Annotated in this window: 14 protein-coding genes; 7 read left to right on the forward strand and 7 right to left on the reverse strand. The window is 65.3% G+C overall.

All coding sequences use genetic code 11. The features are described 5' to 3' along the window. The first annotated feature begins 44 nt into the window (after window positions 1-44). Window positions 45-725, forward strand: coding sequence for a DUF4159 domain-containing protein (locus HNQ40_RS06840; protein WP_184677133.1), 681 nt, complete (start codon window positions 45-47; stop codon window positions 723-725). Between the two features lie 3 nt (window positions 726-728). Here HNQ40_RS06840 and HNQ40_RS06845 read toward each other — a convergent pair whose 3' ends face one another. Continuing rightward, window positions 729-1,460 (reverse strand): hypothetical protein, encoded by a 732-nt coding sequence (locus HNQ40_RS06845; protein ID WP_184677134.1) that lies wholly within the window; start codon window positions 1,458-1,460, stop codon window positions 729-731. Beyond that, window positions 1,457-2,281: a type II secretion system protein gene (locus tag HNQ40_RS06850; RefSeq protein WP_184677135.1), complete on the reverse strand. Its 825-nt coding sequence runs from the start codon at window positions 2,279-2,281 to the stop codon at window positions 1,457-1,459. The genes HNQ40_RS06845 and HNQ40_RS06850 overlap by 4 nt, the downstream gene beginning before the upstream one ends. Before the next feature lie 219 nt (window positions 2,282-2,500). On the opposite strand from HNQ40_RS06850, the gene HNQ40_RS06855 reads away from it, so the two are divergent. After that, complete coding sequence (locus HNQ40_RS06855) at window positions 2,501-3,394, forward strand: ion transporter (RefSeq protein ID WP_184677136.1); 894 nt, start codon at window positions 2,501-2,503, stop codon at window positions 3,392-3,394. A 122-nt stretch (window positions 3,395-3,516) separates the two neighbouring features. Here the strand turns inward: HNQ40_RS06855 and purE are convergent, their stop codons facing one another. Beyond that, the gene (purE, locus tag HNQ40_RS06860; protein ID WP_184677137.1) at window positions 3,517-4,008 is read right to left on the reverse strand and encodes a 5-(carboxyamino)imidazole ribonucleotide mutase; all 492 of its coding nucleotides are present in this window, start codon (window positions 4,006-4,008) and stop codon (window positions 3,517-3,519) included. Window positions 4,009-4,141: 133 nt separating this feature from the next. Between purE and HNQ40_RS06865 the strand changes: the two genes are divergently transcribed. Both HNQ40_RS06865 and HNQ40_RS06870 read left to right on the forward strand, forming a co-directional pair. Continuing rightward, window positions 4,142-5,242, forward strand: coding sequence for a pyridoxal-phosphate-dependent aminotransferase family protein (locus HNQ40_RS06865; protein ID WP_184677138.1), 1,101 nt, complete (start codon window positions 4,142-4,144; stop codon window positions 5,240-5,242). Between the two features lie 3 nt (window positions 5,243-5,245). Then, window positions 5,246-6,487: an amidohydrolase family protein gene (locus HNQ40_RS06870; RefSeq protein ID WP_184677139.1), complete on the forward strand. Its 1,242-nt coding sequence runs from the start codon at window positions 5,246-5,248 to the stop codon at window positions 6,485-6,487. Here the strand turns inward: HNQ40_RS06870 and xdhC are convergent. From xdhC to HNQ40_RS06885, 3 genes are read right to left on the reverse strand one after another with little or no spacing between them, the layout of a single operon-like run. Next, window positions 6,469-7,254 carry a xanthine dehydrogenase accessory protein XdhC gene (xdhC, locus tag HNQ40_RS06875; RefSeq protein ID WP_184677140.1) on the reverse strand — a complete coding sequence of 262 codons (786 nt, stop codon included), beginning with the start codon at window positions 7,252-7,254 and terminating at the stop codon, window positions 6,469-6,471. The two genes, HNQ40_RS06870 and xdhC, sit on opposite strands and share 19 nt — an antisense overlap. Before the next feature lie 55 nt (window positions 7,255-7,309). Continuing rightward, complete coding sequence (xdhB, locus tag HNQ40_RS06880) at window positions 7,310-9,661, reverse strand: xanthine dehydrogenase molybdopterin binding subunit (RefSeq protein ID WP_184677141.1); 2,352 nt, start codon at window positions 9,659-9,661, stop codon at window positions 7,310-7,312. A gap of 50 nt (window positions 9,662-9,711) precedes the next feature. Then, the gene (locus HNQ40_RS06885) at window positions 9,712-11,229 is read right to left on the reverse strand and encodes a xanthine dehydrogenase small subunit (protein WP_184677142.1); all 1,518 of its coding nucleotides are present in this window, start codon (window positions 11,227-11,229) and stop codon (window positions 9,712-9,714) included. Between the two features lie 261 nt (window positions 11,230-11,490). On the opposite strand from HNQ40_RS06885, the gene HNQ40_RS06890 reads away from it, so the two are divergent. Genes HNQ40_RS06890 through HNQ40_RS06900 form a run of 3 tightly spaced genes read left to right on the forward strand, consistent with a single transcriptional unit; the run spans window position 11,491 to window position 14,929 of the window. Then, complete coding sequence (locus tag HNQ40_RS06890) at window positions 11,491-12,852, forward strand: Zn-dependent hydrolase (RefSeq protein ID WP_221435409.1); 1,362 nt, start codon at window positions 11,491-11,493, stop codon at window positions 12,850-12,852. Further along, complete coding sequence (gene allE / locus HNQ40_RS06895) at window positions 12,849-13,652, forward strand: (S)-ureidoglycine aminohydrolase (protein ID WP_184677144.1); 804 nt, start codon at window positions 12,849-12,851, stop codon at window positions 13,650-13,652. Before HNQ40_RS06890 ends, allE begins: the two co-directional genes overlap by 4 nt. Window positions 13,653-13,669: 17 nt before the next feature. Beyond that, window positions 13,670-14,929: a M20 family metallo-hydrolase gene (locus HNQ40_RS06900; protein ID WP_184677145.1), complete on the forward strand. Its 1,260-nt coding sequence runs from the start codon at window positions 13,670-13,672 to the stop codon at window positions 14,927-14,929. A gap of 143 nt (window positions 14,930-15,072) precedes the next feature. Here HNQ40_RS06900 and pucL read toward each other — a convergent pair whose 3' ends face one another. Next, entirely contained in the window at window positions 15,073-15,918 is an 846-nt protein-coding gene (pucL, locus tag HNQ40_RS06905; RefSeq protein WP_184677146.1) for a factor-independent urate hydroxylase, read from the reverse strand. Window positions 15,919-15,932: the final 14 nt, after the last annotated feature.

Below are 15,932 nucleotides of genomic sequence, written 5' to 3' on the forward strand. Positions count from 1 at the left end.
TCTCGTCGATATCCAGACCCGCACCTATACTGAAAGTCATGCCCATGACCTCGGCTCCAACCCGCTTGCTCACGCTCTTCACGCTCCTCACGGCGATGGTGTGCCTGCCCGCAGCGATCCACGCCCAGGACGACCCGGGCATGGTCCGCGCCGCCAAGCTCATCTACGCCAACAACAAGTCCTCCGTCTGCTTCGCCGACCAGTTCCTGACGGTCCTGGCCGATGAAACCCACGTCCAAACCCACCCCGAGCTCATCCCGGTCAAGTCCGACTCCGGCGAGTTGTTCGACTACCCCTTCGCGGTGATGACCGGCGAGGGCGCGTTCAACCTCACCGAGCCCCAGCTGGACAACCTCCGCACCTACCTGACCTACGGCGGGTTCGTCATCGCTTCGGCGGGCTGCTCCTCGTCCGACTGGAACCACTCCTTCGGCCAAGCCGTCGAACAGCTCTTCCCCGACGCCGAGCTCACCACGCTGGATGCCGAGCACCCGATCTTCCACACCGTCTACGACATCACCACCAGCAAGTACAAGTCCGGCGGCGCGAAGCTTCCCGAGCTCCGCGTGCTGGAAATCGACGGCCGGGTCGTCATGGTCTGGTCCCCCGACGGCCTGAACGACACCGCGAACGCCGGGCCCAACTGCTGCTGCTGCGGCGGCAACGAGATCAAGTCCGCCAAGCAGCTCAACGTCAACATCCTGGCCTACGCGCTGACGCACTGAGCGTTACTCAAGCTCGATCTCTTCTTTGCGGTTCCCCAGCCGCCAGGCGATCCAACACCCCGCGCCCAGCCAGAGGCACGCCGCCAACCCCGCCCCCCAACCACGCCCACGCTCAACACCCGCCCGGCCCCCCGCCTGGTCGTAATACCACGACAACACCTCACGCTGCTCGCCCGGCGAGAGCGCCTCGGCTTCGGCGATCACCAACTGCTCGATGTCGAACGCGGTCACGACCTCGTCCCCCAGATCGCCGACCGCTTCGTCGCCCAACCGCCCCACGCCGCGGAGCTCGGGCAGCTCGTTGTTCTCCTGCATCCACAGGTGGACCGCCGCCTGCAGCACCGCCGGGTTCTGCTGGATGATCCGTTCGGACGGGAAGTGCCGGCTCATCGTGAACCCCGCTACCGCCGAGACCAGGTACAGCCCCGCGGTCAATCCCACCGCCCAGCCGGCCGAGCCCTGCCCCACCCGGCTCCACGCGTACCCAAAGAACACACCCACAAGAACAATCGGCCAACTCCAACGCACCTCGAAGTGCTCCGCCGCCACGCCCCACAACACACCCAGCAGCAGCGCCGAGAGAAACAGCAGGCCCCGCTTACGGCTCATCGATTCCGCCCGGCCGTGCATCGCGTCCAGGTCCACCGTCTCTTCGCGGTTGGTGACCTCCGGCAGCGGCGGTAGACCCGGCGCTGGCGTCTCTTTTCCTGGGCTCGGCGGTCGGAGCAGACTCACCGGGCAACCATCGGGTGCACCTTGTTGGTCACCCACTCAAAATCGTTGAACGGAAGGGTCAGCGGCTCGGCCTCGTCCACCGCCCCGGGCAGCGAGATCACGTAGGGCCGGGCCAGGCTTGCGACGTGCCCATCCAGGAACAGCCAGTTGGGCGATTCGTTTTCGTGCGTGCTCGCCCCAACATACGACCGAAACGCCTGCTGCAGCCCCTGCTCTTTGGGGTCGTCGTCGTGGATCGCCGCGGCGACCAACTGCGGGGTGTCGATGTAGTCGGCGATGGCGTAACGCGGCGACTTCTGCGGCAACTCCCCCAGACCGACGAAGGTGCTGGGCTTGGCGATCTCGTACATGTTGGTTTGGAAGGCGTGCTGCGGCTCGTTCACCACCCCGCCGTTGAGCGACGCGTACGGGTTCACGCCGTAGCTCACAAGACGGAACATGCCCTCAAAGCCCGGCGTGGGCTGGGTCCAGAACGGGCTCTCGTCCGACGGGCATTTCGCAAGCTCTTGAACCGGGGCCGTGAAGTACGGCTGGGTGGTCTTGATCCAGCTCCCTAAGAAACCCGCGGCCGCCAACTCGGCGTCGTAGCTGCCGCAGTTGATCTGCCGGGCCGGGTACAGGTGCCCGAGGCTGTCTTCGGTGAAGCCCGAGAAGCCGATGCCCAGCTGCCGCATGTTGTTGGCACACGCGACCGCCCTCGCATTGCTCTTGGCCTTCGATAAGGCCGGCAGCAGGAAGCCGACCATGATCGCGATGATCGACATCACCACCAACAGCTCGACCAGCGAAAAGCCGCCTCGGAGGCAAGACCGGTCTGACACGTGGCGCCCCATGCGGAAAGTCCTCGGATACAAAAACAATTAGATCTGACAACCAACTCGAAGCCTCACCCTAGGCCAAGCCATTTCTCGTCGCAAGCAAAATCTACCGCCCGGCCACCCCGCGACACCTTTCGCGATCCGGGCGGTTGGAAGCGGCTTTGCCTCAATTCTGGGGCGGTGGGTTGACTATCATGTTGCCGTTCCCGTGGGACCGAACTTATGGCCGCCAAGCTCAAAACCCTCGTCGAATCCCGCGCCTTCGCCAACGTCATCCTCGGGCTGATCGTGTTCGCCGCGGTGATCGTCGGCATCGAGACCTACCCCGGCGTGATGGATCGCCACGGCAAGCTGCTCCACACGATCGACAAGATCATCATCTGGCTGTTCGCTCTCGAAGCGGCGCTCAAGATGTCCGCCGGGGGCAAGAAGTGGTACCGCTACTTCACCGACCCGTGGAACATCTTCGACTTCACGATCGTGGTGGTGTGCTTCCTGCCGGTGAACGCGCAGTACGCCCAGGTGCTGCGATTGGCCCGGGTGCTGCGGGCGCTGCGGCTGATCTCGGCGATCCCGAAGCTACAGCTGCTGGTCGGCTCGCTGCTCAAGTCGCTGCCGTCGATGTGTTACGTCGGGCTGCTGCTCATGGTGATGTTCTACGTCTACGCGGTGCTGGGCGTGTTCCTCTTCCGCGAGAACGACCCGGTGCACTTCCGCAACCTCGAGCTGTCGATGCTCAGCCTGTTCCGCGTGGTCACCCTCGAAGACTGGACCGACGTGATGTACATCCAGATGTACGGCTCGGCGAACTACCCGTTCAGCGAGCAGGACCTGGCCCGGTACGAGTTCAACAGCAACGCCCAGCCGTTCATCGGCGCGTTCTACTTCGTGTCGTTTGTGGCGCTGGGCACCATGATCATGCTCAACTTGTTCATCGGCGTGATCATCCAGTCCATGGACGAAGCCCAGGCCGAGGCCGAGCAAGCTAAACGCCGAAAACATATCGAAGACACCGGCCACATCAGCGTCGGTGACGAGATGGCATTGATCCAGAAACAACTCAAAGCGCTGGCGGATGATTTGGAGCGGCTGCAGAAGCGAGCCGACAAAGAATGACCACATTGGCCCCGGGTCAATGACCCGGGGTGCCGCGGCTGCCGTGCAAATGTGTTGCGCCCCCAGAAGTCCCAACCCGCGGCACCCCCGGCGACTCACCGGGGGCTGAGGTTGCAGCCGGATCAATCCAACTCCATCGCCGCGGCCTTCGCCGACTGTTCCTTGCGGAAGTCGTGCAGCTTTGCCCGCAGCGACGCGTCGCTGTTCGCCAGGATCGACACCGCCAGCAGCGCCGCGTTCTTCGCGCCGCTGTCGCCGATGGCCAGCGTCCCCACCGGCACGCCGCCAGGCATCTGCACGATCGACAGCAGGCTGTCCATCCCGCTGAGCGCCTTCGACTTGATCGGCACCCCCAAGACCGGCAGCACCGTCTTGCTCGCGACCATGCCCGGCAGGTGGGCCGCGCCGCCCGCCCCGGCGATGATGACCTGCAGGCCACGCTCCTCGGCCGAGGCGGCGTAGTCGAACATCAACTCCGGCGTGCGGTGGGCCGAGGTCACCTTCGCCTCGTACGCCACGCCAAAACCCTCGAGCATCTCCGCGGCCAACTTCATCGTCGGCCAATCCGAGTTGCTGCCCATCACGATCCCAACCAGCGGCGATGATTCACTCATCTGAACATTTTGCCACAGATCGCGCCGATTCGCGCATAGGAAAGTCGCCCTGTGATTTTCTGTAATGAATCCGTGCCTATGCGCGGAATCTGTGGCAAAATGCCCTGTCCAAAATTTTTAAGAAAGTCAAAGCATGCTCAACATCCCCCCCCGCGTTCTCCACGGCCCCGGCCCCTCGCCGGTCGCGCCGTCCGTCCTCGAAGCCCTCGCCAAGCCGTGCATCGGCCACATGGACCCCGTCTTCATGCAGGTCATGAACGAGGTGCGGGAGATGCTGCAGCAGGTCTTCCAGACCGAGAACGAGATGACCCTCGCCTGCTCGGGTACGGGCAGTGCCGGGGCGCAGATGCTCATGGACAACCTCGTCGAGCCGGGCGACACCTGCCTCATCGGGATCAACGGCGTGTTCGGCGGGCGGCTCACCGAGAAAGCCAAACGTGCCGGAGGCGTCGTCACCAACATGACCGCCGAGTGGGGTCAGGTCTTCGACCAGGGCGCCATCATCGAGAAGGTCAATGAGCTCAAGCCCAAGCTCGTCGCGTTCGTCCACGCCGAGACCTCGACCGGTGCACTGCAACCTTTCGATAAGCTCGCCGACGCGGTCCACGCCAATGGCGGCCTGCTCGCGATGGACTGCGTTACCTCGTTCTCCGGCCTGCCGGTGAAGATCGACGAGTGGGGCATCGACGCGGCCTACACCGGCACGCAGAAGTGCCTGTCCTGCCCGCCCGGCCTCGGCCCGGTGACGCTGTCCGAACGCGCGATGCACAAGGTGCAAAACCGCCAGTCGCCGGTGAACTCGTGGTACCTCGATCTCAACCTCGTGGGCAACTACTGGTCCGGCAGCCGGGCGTACCACCACACCGCCCCCGTGAACATGAACTACGCGCTGCACGAAGCGCTGCGCCTCGTGCTGGAAGAAGGCCTGGAGGCCCGCTTCGCCCGGCACCAAGCGGTGCACGAGAAGCTCAAGGCCGGCCTGCTCGAGCGCGGCTTTACGTATGCATCCGACCCCGAGAACTCGCTGCCGATGCTCAACCTCGTGAACATCCCCGAGGGCGTGGCCGACGAAGCCGCGATCCGCAAACGCCTGCTCGACGAGTTCAACCTCGAGATCGGCGGCGGGCTGGGCGCGCTGGCGGGCAAGTGCTGGCGCATCGGCATCATGGGCCACGGGGCCCGCGATGAAAACGTCGAGATGATCCTGGATTCGCTCGACAAGGTGCTTGGGTAACGCATGATCATCGCCGGCCACCTGCTGCTGCCCGACGACGACCGGCCCGGCCACGTCCGGCTGAGCCCGGGGCACCTCCGCCTCGACGGCGAGCAGATCGCCGAGGTCGTCGAGGGCGAAATGCCCAACACCTGCGACGCCGGCGGGCCCGATGCCCTTATCACCCCCGGCTTCATCGACACCCACCTGCACCTCCCGCAGTTCGACACCATCGGCGCCCACGGCCTGCCGCTGCTCGAATGGCTCGACGGCGTCACCTTCCCCGCCGAACGCAGATGGGAAGACACCGGCTACGCCCGGGCCATGACCCAGCGCGTCGTCGGCCAGCTCCTGGCCCACGGCACGACCGGCATCTGCGCCTACGCCACCGTGCACCACGACGCGACCCACGCGGCGCTGCAAGTCGCCAGAGACGCGGGCCTGCGCGGCGTGATCGGGCAGACGCTCATCGAACGCAACGCCCCGGATTTCCTGTCGCGCCCCGCGTCGCAGCTGCTCGATGAAACCGCCCGGCTGCTCGAGGCGTTCCCCTCCAGCGGACGCGTGGCCGCAGCGGTGACGCCGCGGTTTGCCGTGACGTGTACCGCCGGATTCATGGCGGAGATGGGCAAGCTTGCCGCCGAGCACCACGCGTTCATCCAGTCGCACCTCGCCGAGACCGTGCCGGAGTGTGAGCTCATCGCCGAGCTGTTCGACGGCACGTCCTACGTCGACGTCTATGGCAACGCCGGCCTGCTCACACCCCGATCGGTCTACGGCCACGGCATCTACCTGGACGAAGCCGACCAACGCACGCTCGCCGAAACCGGCACGATCATCGCCCACTGCCCCACCGCCAACTCGTTCCTGCGCTCGGGAACGATGGACCGCCGGTCTCACCTGGACCACGACGTCCGCACCACGCTCGGCAGCGACATCGGCGGCGGGTACGAACGCTCCATGGTCCGCGTCGGCCGCGCCATGATCGAAGCCGCAGCATCGTTCCACGAACGAGAGGTGGACACACTGCCCAACGCCAGCCAAGTGTGGTGGCAGATCACCACGGGCAACGCCGAGGCGCTGGGCTGGCCAGGCGGCGGGCGATTGGCTGCGGGTGCGTCTGCAGATGTGGTGGTCGTGCAGCCCAACATCCCGTGGCACAACTCGGCGGTCGATCCGCTCGAACGGCTCATGTGGTCGTGGGACGACCGGTGGGTGCAACGCACGATCGCGCGCGGCCAGACCGCTTATCCCTCGACGGGCTGACGCGAAGCGTCACGCTCTTTCAACAACTGTGCCGCAATGCTCACCGCGATCTCCGCGGGGTGGTTGCTGCCGATCGGCAGGCCCACCGGGCAATGGAACTGCAAGCGATCCGCGTCGATGCCCACGTCCTGCAACTCCCGACGGAGCACCGCCGCTTTCGCGTTGCTGCCGATCACGCCGAGGAACGGGAACGCCCAGCCCTGCTCGAAGATCGCCTGCAACACCGGGAAGTCGCTGCGGTGGCCCTTGGTCATGCACAACACGTACGCGCCGTCCGGCAGACCCGCGACCTCCTCGGCCGGCGCTTCGGTACACACCGTCACCACCGACTCGGGCAAGCGAGACAGCCAATCCGCCCGCGGGTCGATGCACGTCAACGCACACGGCAACTCCGAAAGTAACTTCGCCAAGGCCTGGGTTACATGCCCCGCGCCAAAGACCACGATCGGCCAGACGTTCACGTTGACCGACTCGAAGTACAGCCGAACCCGCCCGCCGCAGGTCATGCCGACGTCGGCTTTGAGGCTCCAATCGACAAACTTGGTCCGGCCTGCATCACGCATCAGTTGAAGCGCCTCGTCGATCGCTTTGGCTTCGACACGACCGCCGCCGACCGTGCCGTGATCAAGGCCACTGGGCGTGACGATCATCTTGCTGCCCGCGTCCTGCGGGGTCGAGCCGTGCGCATCGACCAGCGTCACCGCGACGAACGGCTGCTTGGCGAGGGCGAGCTCGGTGTAGCGCTGGATGTGGGAGGAAGAAGACATGTTTCGCTCGGATACATCGGATGGTTCGGATCAAACCATTGGCCTACATCCGATCCTATCCGATTGATCCGAGCGATTCCGCCTTGGGTTCGCTGAGCCGGGTCATGCACATCAGGATCTGCTCGTTGGTGGCGGGCAGTTCGAGCGGGGCGATGGTGCCCGGCGCGACAAACGACATGGCGTGTTTCACCGCCAGCCACGGCGCGACGCCGAGCATGAGCGGGGGTTCGCCCACGGCCTTGCTCAGCCGGACGTTCCGCTTGTGCTTGGGGTTCGGGATCGTCTCGACGTTGAACACCGCGGGGGTGTCGGTGATGTTGGGGATCTTGTACGTCGTCGGGCTGGCCGAGAGCAGTTCTCCCTGATCGGAGTATTTGAGTTCTTCGGTGGTGCACCAGCCCATGCCCTGGATGAACCCGCCGTAGAGCTGGCCGCGGTCGATGCCGGGGTTGATCATTTGGCCGACGTCCATGAGCAGGTCGACACGGTCCACGACCAGGTCGCCGGTGAATCGATCGATCGTGACCTCGGCCGCGGCGGCCCCGGTGGTGAAGTAGAAGAACGGCGTGCCCTTCCCGGTCTCGCGGTCGAAGTCCACGCCGGGCGTGGCGTAAAACCCACGTGCTCCGAGGTCGACACGTTCCCGGCGGGCCGCATCGCAGAACTGGCCGAACGGCAGCTTGTGCTCGGGGTGGCGATCGTCGAACACCGCGCTATTCTCAAAACGGATGTGCTCCGGCGAGGGCGTTGTGCCTTGCTTCTCGCTGGTCAACAGCTCGGCGCCAAACTCGGCCATGCGCGTTCTGATATCGCGGCAGGCGTTCACCGCGGCGGTGCCGTTGAGGTCGGTGCCCGCGCTCGCGGCAGTGGGCGAGGTGTTGTGGTTCTTCTCGGTCGAGGTGGTCATCAGCATCACGTCGTCGGGTGTGATGCCGAACTCATCGGCGACGAGTTGACGGATCTTGGTGTTGAGTCCCTGGCCCATCTCGGTGCCGCCGGTGGAGACCTGCACGGTCCCGTCGGTAAAGACGTGGACGAGCGCGTTGCCCTGGTTGAGGAACTTGGTGGTGAAGGAGATGCCGAACTTGATCGCGCTCACCGCCAGGCCTTTGACGTGCGTCTTGGACTTGGCATTGAACGCCTCGACCTCGGCCATGCGCTGGCGGTAGTCGCTGGTCTGTTCGAGCTGGTCGAAGGTTTCGTGGATGACGTGGTCGCTGACGAGTTGGCCGTAGGGCGTGTGCGACTTGTCGGGATTGCCGTCGACGTAGGCATTGCGTCGGCGGACGTCGAGCGCGTCGAGGCCGAGGGTTTGGGCGATTTCTTGCAGGATGTTCTCGATGACCAGCACGCCCTGCGGCCCGCCGAAGCCGCGGAAGGCGGTGTTGGGCGGGAGGTTGGTCTTGCAGATCCGGCCGGTGATCTTGACCACGGGCAGGTGGTAGGCGTTGTCGGCGTGGAGCATGGTGCGCTCCATGATCGACGTGGACAGGTCCGCAAACGCCCCGCCGTTGCTGAAGAACTCGAACTCAGCGGCGCGGAGGCGGCCGTCGTCGTCGAAGGCGACCCGGTAGCGCGATTCGTAGGGGTGGCGCTTGCCGGTGAGTTTCATGTCCTGTGTCTTGCCGTAGACGATGCGCGCGGGTCGGCCGGTGAGCTGGGCCGCGAGCGCCGCGGCGAACGCGGGGATGGCCGACTGCGTTTCCTTGCCGCCGAAGCCGCCGCCCATGCGTTTGCATTCGCACACGACCTGGTGCATCGACAAGCCCAAACCCTCGGCCACGACCGCCTGGGTCTCGGTGGGGTTCTGCGTCGAGCAGATCAGCTTGACCTGGCCCTGTTCGCCGGGGATGGCCTGGCAGGCCTGGGACTCGAGGTAGAACTGCTCCTGACCGTTGTTGTGGAACACGCCTTCGAGGGTGTGCGGCGCTTCGGCGAAGGCGGCGTCGAGGTCGCCGCGCTGAATGTGACGGATCGGCCCGAGGTACGAATCCGCGGCGATGGCGTCGGGGATCGTCAGGATCGGCGAGGCTTCTTCGACATTGACCGCAACCAGCGCCGCAGCGCGGCGCGCGGCCTCACGGCTGTCCGCCGCGATGACCGCCACGGGCTGGCCGACGTAGCTCACCTCTTCGTAAGCGAGGAACGGTTCGTCATGAAAGATCGGCCCGAACTGCCGCGCCGCGCCCCGCGGCATGTCTTCGTGCGTGTACACCCCCACCACGCCGGGCAACTCCAAGGCCTGCTCGGCATCGACCGACATCAACCGCCCCGCCGCGACCGGGCTGCCGACGACCTCAACCCACAGCTCGCCCTGGAGCGGGGTGATGTCTTCGACGTAGGGCGCTTCGCCGGTGACGTGCCCGGGTGCCGAGTCGTGCGGGATGGAGGTTCCGATGGAGGGCATGGGGGAGGGTTAAAAAACAGGAAAACGGGAACGCAGAAAACCAATGGGCATCAAGCCGGCTGCGGTGTTGGGGGCGAGAGCTCGTGGTAACACTTCACGAGGATGTTCTCGGCCAGTTGCAGGCGGAAGTCGGCGCTGCCGCGCACATCCGACAACGGTGTGATTTCGGTGCGGGCGAGTTGGCCGGCCTGACGCATGGTGTCTTCCGTGAACGGCTGCCCGGCGAGATACGCCTCGGTCTCGGGCAGGCGTAACACGGTCGGCCCGACACCGCCGTAGGCCAGGCGTGCAGCGACGAGCGTGTCGCCGGTCTCATCGAACGTCAGCAGCACCGCGGCGGTGAACGTGCTGATATCCATGTCGCGGCGCTTGGACACTTTGAACAGCTTCAACCGCTGCCCGGGCGTCGGGAGCGGGGTGCGGACCGCGGCGATCAGTTCATCATCCGCGAGGTCGAGCTGTTTGTATCCCAGGTAGAAGTCGTTGAGCTTCACGCTGCGTTTGCCTCGCGAGGAAACCAGGTCCAGCTCCGCGTCCATCACCATGTGGAACGGGATCGAGTCCGCGATCGGCGAGGCGTTGGCGAGGTTGCCCGCGATGGTGCCGGCGTTGCGCACCTGCGGGCTGCCGAAGAGCGTGAGGATGCGGTGGTACTCGGGCACCGCGTCCTGCACCGCGTGTTCGATCGCTCCCCACGTCGCGCTGGCGCCGCAGGTAAGCACCCCGTGGTCGAGGGTGACCGCGTCCAGACCATCGATTTGCGTCATACTCAAGATCGCCGCGGGGTACTGGCCCGGCCCCGGCGAGGCGTGGTTGTGCTGCACCCCGAGGTCGGTCGTGCCCGACGCGACTTTGCAGCCGGGGTTCGCCGCTCGGAACGTGGCGGCTTCTTCGAGCGTGCGCGGCAGGAAGACCCGCCGTGTCTCGCCGTACTGCCGGGCTTCGATCAAGACAGACTCGTCGCCGAGGCGGGCAAAGTCTTCGATCATCGGCGAAGAGTCGTAGCGCCGATTCATCGTGTCGACCCCCGCCGGGTCGATGGCCTTGCCCGCGTCCAGGATCTGCTGGTAGCCGGTGCATCGACACAGGTTGCCCGACAGACCCAGGCGGAGCTGCTCTTCGCTCAAAGCCGAGCACCCCTCGTGGCCATTGGAACCCTCGCAGGGTTTGGGCGCGGGTTCGTCTTCGAACAACCCCTGCATCGTGACGACGAAGCCGGGCGTGCAGAAACCACATTGGCTGCCGTGGCCCTGCACCATCACGTCCTGCACCGGCGAGAGCGTGCCGTCCTGGTTCTTCAAGCCCTCGATGGTTACGAGGTGGGCGCGGTCGAACTGGTACATGAACCCGATGCAGGCGTCGATGGTCCGGTAGACCAATTGTGATCCATCGCACGACGGCCGACCGACCAACACCGAGCACGCCCCGCAGTCGCCCTCGGCACAGACCACTTTGGTGCCGGTGTGTCCGAGGGTTTCGCGCAAGAAATCGGTGAGCGTGGAGAACGCCGCCGCGCCATCGGCGGTGTGTCGCTTTCCATTGAGATAGAAGGCCAAATGGTCACGCATCGGGTTCTGCCGCGGAGGTGGGCGGGTGTTGTTGGACGGCCGATGAAGCGCAGCAGGGCATGGTTCAGACCGATCGAAAACGGTTGCGATAAGACGCGAGCAGCGATACACTCGCGTGGTTGTGGCCAACCCTGAACCTTACGCTTGGGGGCGTGGAGTGTCAACGGTTTTTCGTCCTAAGGTTGGTCTGCGACTGGGGCAGCGCACCGGAGTGCGTGATTCAACGTTGATTGTTTTTGTCAGGCCAACTCGGCCGTTTGGATGGATTTTCTCATGGCCAACCCGGCGACATCGATCCGTGTGGATGCGCTGGCCAAGCGTGTGATGCAGCGCTGCGACCACCTCTCGAACCATACCCAGGAACCCGGGCGGATCACCCGCTTGTTTTTGTCACCGGCGATCCGGGCGATCCACGTCGACCTTTCCGCCTGGATGCGTGAAATCGGCATGGACGTCCGCACCGACGCCGCCGGCAACCTCGTCGGTCGGCTCGCCGCTTCGTCGCAGCCTCACGTCGAGCCGACGCTCTACGACAAGAGCTCAGACGAGACGCAGGTGCTCGACGCCATCCAGCCCGATGCGCCGCGCCCGGTCTTGCTGCTGGGTTCGCACATCGACACCGTGCCGAATGCCGGCAAGTACGACGGGCTGCTGGGCGTGATCGTCGCGCTGGCGGTGGCCGAAAGGCTTCAGGAATTGCAGCAGCAGTTGCCCTTCGATTTGGACGTCGTGGCGTTCAGCGAGGAAGAGGGCGTGCGTTTCTCTAAGCCGTACCTCGGCAGCGCCGCGATCGCCGGCCGGTTCGACCCGGCGTGGCTGGATCGTCGAGACGACCGCGGCCAAACCATGCACAGCGTGATCACCGAGTTCGGCCTCGACCCGGCTCAGATCTGCAACGCCGCGTACAACCCGCAGCAGGTCCTGGGCTTCATCGAGATGCACGTCGAGCAGGGCCCGGTGCTCGAACGCCTGAACAAACCCGTGGGCGTGGTCAACGCCATCGCCGGGCAGAGCCGACTCATCCTCCGCTTCAGCGGGCAGGCAGGGCACGCCGGCACGACACCGATGTACCCCCGGCAAGACGCGCTGGTCAGCGCCGCACACCTCATCGCCGAGGTGCAGGACTACGGCCGATCGATCGACGGCCTCCGCGCGACCGTCGGCTACGTGAACTGCCACCCCAACGTCCGCAACGTCATCCCCGGCGATGTCGAGGTCTCACTCGATGTCCGCCACGCCATGGACGACGTCCGCGAGATCGCGGTCGAAGCGCTGCTCGAGACCGCGACACGTATCGCCAACGACGACGGCGTCGCGGTTGAGGTGCTGGAGAACCAGCCCCAACCCGCCACCGAGATGGACGCGGTGCTCAACGGCGTGCTCGCCCAAGCGATGGAAGACGCGGGGCACGAGCCGTTCGACCTGCTCAGCGGTGCGGGCCACGACGCGGTGGCGATGGCCGACGCGTTTCCCGTGGCGATGCTGTTCGTGCGCCACCCCGACGGCGTCAGCCACAACCCAAGCGAGCGCGTGAACGAGGCCGACGTCGCGGTGTCGATCGAGGTTCTGACGCGTGCGGTGCAGCGGCTGGCCTCGCAGGTACGGGAGTCGGCCCTCACATGAGTGACACGCTTCCCCGGCCCGAAGACGTTGCTGCAGCGAAGCAGCACCCCGCCGCGCAGACGCGCACCCTCGTAAGCACCGACTACGCGGTGATCGCGCCCGACGGCCACGTCGTCGCCCCCCTCGTGGGCTGGAACCACACCTCTGGCGTCGTGCTCATCAGCCCGAGCATGGGCAGCGCACCACGCCAGCCGCGGTTCACCCAAACCCTCGTGCAGCTGACCGACAAGTCGACAACAACCAGCGCTGCGCCGGGCGTGCAACGCTTTGTCTACGTCTTGTCGGGCAAGGTGCGTATCAACGGCCAGGATCTCACAACCGACGGCTACGCCTGGCTCCCGCCGGATGTGCCTCACGACCTGCAAGGCGTTGAACCCGGAAGCCTGCTCGTCTTCGAACAGCCCTACTCCCCCCTGCCCGGCACGCCCGCGCCCGATGCGGTATTCGGCCAAGCGCTCGCGCAACCCGCCGAGCCGTTCATGGGTGACCAGCACGCCCGCCTGGCGCACCTCCTGCCCGATGAGACGGACGCGCGTTTCGACTTCGCTGTGAACCGCTTCACGTTCGACCCCGGCACGCCGTTGCCCTTCGTGGAGACCCACCACAACGAGCACGGCCTCTACCTCCAGCACGGACAGGGCGTCTACCGCCTCGGCTCCGGCCCCACCGAAACCTGGTCGCCCATTACCGCGGGCGACAGCATCTGGATGGCCGCGTACTGCCCGCAGTGGTTCGTCGCCACCGGCGACACGCCCGCCACCTACCTCTACTCCAAGAACGTCAACCGCGATCCGCGATAGCCGTGCGGTCATTCATTATGTCTCTTGAACCCACCATCGAAACCGATCGCCTGCTCGACGAGCTGCAACAGCTCGCCGCCATCAGCGACTGCCCCGAGCCACCGCCCGCGGTGACGCGCGTCGTCTTCACCGAGACCGACCTCAAGGCCCGTGCCTACCTGCAAGGCCTCTACGAAGACGCCGGGCTGACCGTCCGCGTCGATCCCATCGGAAACACGTTCGCCCGCTGGTGCCCGCCCTCGGCCGACGCCGACGCCCCCGCGGTGGGCACGGGGTCGCACTGCGACGCGATCCCCCACGCCGGGATGTACGACGGCACCGTCGGCGTGCTCGGCGGACTCGAAGCCATCCGCGCCCTGCAACGCGAAGGCTTCGAGCCCAAACGCCCCATCGAAGTCGTCATGTTCACCAGCGAAGAGCCCACCCGCTTCGGCATCGGGTGCAGCGGCAGCCGGGCGATAGCAGGCGTGCTCTCGCCCGAGGACCTGGTCAAGCTCACCGACGACGACGGCGACGACTTCGACACCGTCCGCCAACGCGCGGGCTTCACCGGCGATCTCGCGGATGTGAAACTCGCCGAGGACCACTACCACGCCTGGACCGAGCTGCATATCGAACAAGGCCCCAAGCTCGAAAAGCAGAACATGCCCATCGGCATCGTCATGGGCATCGCCGCACCCGCGACCTTCGTCTTCCACGTCACCGGCGAGGGCGGACACGCCGGGGGCGTGCTCATGCCCGAGCGTAAAGATGCGCTGTGCGCCGCCGCCGAGGCGATCCACAGCATCGAGCAGTTCGCCCGCTCCAGCCCGAGCCCCGACCTGGTCGCGACCGTGGGTGAGCTCGACGTGTTTCCCGGCGCGGTCAACTCGATCCCGTCAAAGGTCCGTTTCACGCTCGACCTCCGCGATACCGACGCCGACAACCGCGACCAGATCGCCCAGGCGATCCACGAAGACTGCAACGAGATGGGCCTGCGGCGGGGCGTGACGATCACCAGCGAAACCCTGAACGCCGACCCCCCCGCCGCGTGCGACAAGGCGGTCATCGACGCAATCGAAAAAGCCTGCAACGACGCCGACCTGCGTTGGTGGAAGATGGTCAGCCGGGCGTACCACGACTCCCTGTTCATGGCCCGCCTCGCCCCCACCGGCATGATCTTCATCCCCTGCCGCGACGGCGTCTCCCACCGCCCGGACGAGTTCTCCTCGCCCAACGAAATCAGCGCGGGCGTCGAGGTGCTCGCACTCACTTTGGCAGAACTCGCTTCGAGTTGATTCTTTGAACGCCAAGTTGCCAAGAAGCCAAGAGAGACAGAGAGAACCTGTCAATTTGCTTTCTTAACCCACCACTACATTCAGGTGTAGATGGTGATTGATCATTGTTGCCTTGCTTGGCAACTTGGCCCCTTGGCGTTCAATCACTGTCGAGTCACGGTCCCGGTGATGTACCCATACGGCTCATCCGTCACGTGGAACACCTCGTTGTCGTTGGTCCGCCCCAACGGCTCAAGATTGAATCTCAGATGGTGCTTGTTGGGCATGGTCAGCGTAATGCTTGTCGCATCGGCACACGTATCGAGCCCGGCATTGGCCATGAGGTAGAGCGTTTCCTGAACCGACTTGCTGTAGTGGTCGGTGAACTTAGCGAGCATCGCGTCGCGGATCGCAGCGCGGGCGGCGGCGAAGTCGGTGTCGGCCGAGGCGTAGTCCCAGCTCGCGGTGAGCACGGTGGCGAAGATGCGGTCGTCGGTGTCGGGCAGGGTGCGGTATTCGTCGCGGTGGAAGTTCTCGAAACCGGTCTGCGTGGTCTTGGCGATCATCAAGTCGTCCAGCCCGGCCGAGACGGTCGTGGCTTGGCCCCGCTCGGCCACCACGGTCGCGGTGGGTGTTTCGCCGTCGCTTCCGGTAAAGCAGTGCCCGTGTCCGTCGAGGCGGTGCCAGCGGTGCTCGCGCAGCTCGACGGTGGCTTTGGTCAGGTGGTCGTACTGCGAAAGGAAATGTTCAGCCAGCGTGACGCCGAAGGATTCGATCGTGTCGAACGGGTCGTCTTTCGCCTTGGCGTACACGGTGTTGCGGCAGGTGTCGGTGGCGACGACGTTGGTGTTGTCGCCAAGGGTGTACGACTCGGCGAGGTCACCTTCGAGTGTGACCGCGACGGTCGCTTCGATGAACTCGTGGTGCTGCGGATCGTTAGCGCTGCGTTTGATCTTGCTGACGCGCACGCGGTGCTTGCCGTAGGCGTTGTGCGATAGAGGATGAGGCATGGGTAGAAACTCTC

The organism is Algisphaera agarilytica, from assembly GCF_014207595.1.
In the GTDB taxonomy this organism is placed as follows: domain Bacteria; phylum Planctomycetota; class Phycisphaerae; order Phycisphaerales; family Phycisphaeraceae; genus Algisphaera; species Algisphaera agarilytica.

What these genes read in the sequence shown, in the direction of transcription:
- HNQ40_RS06870 (WP_184677139.1), top strand. Translation starts at nt 5,246, where the DNA reads ATGATCATCGCCGGCCACCTGCTGCTGCCCGACGACGACCGGCCCGGC.
- xdhB (WP_184677141.1), bottom strand. Translation starts at nt 9,661, where the DNA reads ATGCCCTCCATCGGAACCTCCATCCCGCACGACTCGGCACCCGGGCAC.
- HNQ40_RS06900 (WP_184677145.1), top strand. Translation starts at nt 13,670, where the DNA reads ATGTCTCTTGAACCCACCATCGAAACCGATCGCCTGCTCGACGAGCTG.
- HNQ40_RS06840 (WP_184677133.1), top strand. Translation starts at nt 45, where the DNA reads ATGACCTCGGCTCCAACCCGCTTGCTCACGCTCTTCACGCTCCTCACG.
- pucL (WP_184677146.1), bottom strand. Translation starts at nt 15,918, where the DNA reads ATGCCTCATCCTCTATCGCACAACGCCTACGGCAAGCACCGCGTGCGC.
- HNQ40_RS06865 (WP_184677138.1), top strand. Translation starts at nt 4,142, where the DNA reads ATGCTCAACATCCCCCCCCGCGTTCTCCACGGCCCCGGCCCCTCGCCG.
- xdhC (WP_184677140.1), bottom strand. Translation starts at nt 7,254, where the DNA reads ATGTCTTCTTCCTCCCACATCCAGCGCTACACCGAGCTCGCCCTCGCC.
- purE (WP_184677137.1), bottom strand. Translation starts at nt 4,008, where the DNA reads ATGAGTGAATCATCGCCGCTGGTTGGGATCGTGATGGGCAGCAACTCG.
- HNQ40_RS06885 (WP_184677142.1), bottom strand. Translation starts at nt 11,229, where the DNA reads ATGCGTGACCATTTGGCCTTCTATCTCAATGGAAAGCGACACACCGCC.
- HNQ40_RS06890 (WP_221435409.1), top strand. Translation starts at nt 11,491, where the DNA reads ATGGATTTTCTCATGGCCAACCCGGCGACATCGATCCGTGTGGATGCG.
- allE (WP_184677144.1), top strand. Translation starts at nt 12,849, where the DNA reads ATGAGTGACACGCTTCCCCGGCCCGAAGACGTTGCTGCAGCGAAGCAG.
- HNQ40_RS06855 (WP_184677136.1), top strand. Translation starts at nt 2,501, where the DNA reads ATGGCCGCCAAGCTCAAAACCCTCGTCGAATCCCGCGCCTTCGCCAAC.